This window comes from Streptomyces chiangmaiensis (assembly GCF_036281785.1).
Lineage (GTDB): Bacteria > Actinomycetota > Actinomycetes > Streptomycetales > Streptomycetaceae > Streptomyces > Streptomyces chiangmaiensis.
In genome coordinates this window covers 1-1,267 of the sequence record NZ_JAYWVC010000591.1, presented here as the reverse complement: position 1 = coordinate 1,267, position 1,267 = coordinate 1, and the positions used below count along the sequence as shown (strand labels likewise).

At 67.6% G+C, this 1,267-nt stretch carries 1 protein-coding gene and 1 pseudogene; both read right to left on the bottom strand.

Annotated elements, in window-relative coordinates; all coding sequences use genetic code 11:
* Window positions 1–255: 255 nt before the first annotated feature.
* Window positions 256–894 carry a hypothetical protein gene (locus VXC91_RS45800; RefSeq protein WP_329513241.1) on the bottom strand — a complete coding sequence of 213 codons (639 nt, stop codon included), beginning with the start codon at window positions 892–894 and terminating at the stop codon, window positions 256–258.
* A 69-nt stretch (window positions 895–963) separates the two neighbouring features.
* Window positions 964–1,267: pseudogene (locus VXC91_RS45795) on the bottom strand (HAD domain-containing protein); the annotation flags it as partial.

The window sequence follows — 1,267 nt, the reverse complement described above, 5'->3', positions numbered from 1 at the left end:
CTCAGGGCCTATGGGGGTGGCTGTGCGGACAGCCATTCGTCAGCGGCCACGGCGACTTCAAGCAGTTTCACGCGGTGGTGCGTGCCAGCATGGTGCGTCGTGAGCGCACGCAATCGCCCCGGCGCTGGACTACTGCACACCTCCGGCTCGCCGACACTCACGCCGCCTGGCGAGCCAACGGAGTAATTGTCAATACTTGTGGATCGTTGGTAGAGGGCGGGCGGTTTGGGGTTCTGCTCGTGGCAGCGCCCTTGGCTATCCCCGTTCGGGACGCAGCAGGACCTCGCTGCCTATGGGTGTGAACCCGCAGGCGAGGAAGGCGCGTAGGGAGCGGGCGTTGCCGGGGGAAACGGCGGCGAAGACCGGGTCGGCTTTCGGAACCAGAGAAAGGGCATCGGCGAGGAGCGACCGCCCGTGTCCTTGGCTGCCGTCCTGGACGTTGTGGAGTTCGATACTCAGCTCCCGCCGCCCGGCGAGGCCGTCGGCCAGGGTGATGAGGCCGCGTTCGTCACCGTAGACCTTGACGTTTGTCCGCATCTCCCGGGCATGGCGGACGCGTGGATGGTCATCCGCATCGGCCAGCTCTGCCAGGCGCGGCGGGCCGCCCGTGCCGCGGGCCGTGAGTGTCGCGTCGGTGACGTCGATCCAGCCCTTCGGGCCAGCCAGGTGACGCAGGAAGTCCGGCGAGAGCGACGCACCGAAGCCATCCGGCCCTTGGGCGTGTACGGCCTGGCTGGTCAGGGCGGTGGCGACGACGGCGTGGCCGGTGAAGGCGACCGAGCACTCGAGCCCTCCGGCCAGGGGCGGTAACACCGTCACCCGGCCGTCGGCCGGCGGGAAGCAACCGTCGGCGGCGGCCATGAAGAACGTCAGGAGCGGGTGCGATTCGCCCACGGTTGCCCACCTGTCTGTTGAGGGAGTTCAGCAGGGGCAATTGTCGGGCAGGTCCCGATCACGGGCGACTCACCTGGCTCGTAGCCACGCATCGAGGGCGGTGAAGTCCGCGTCGTCGAGTCCTTGGGAGGAGTCGACCTGATGGAGGAGGGCTTGGCCGTGGTGGTGCATGGATACCCAGTCGCGATCTGCGTCGGTGATCTCGTCATCCACCCAGATGAACGAGCGGCCGCCTGCCCATTTCACCAGGGTCCGGGTCTTCCAGTGAAGTCCGAACCACTGGTCCTCGTGTTCATGCTCGGCGGATGACTCTGGCCAGTTCACGACTGGCAGCCTCGGCAGCCCGATCCGGGGTGCTACCTCGGCGTTCGCT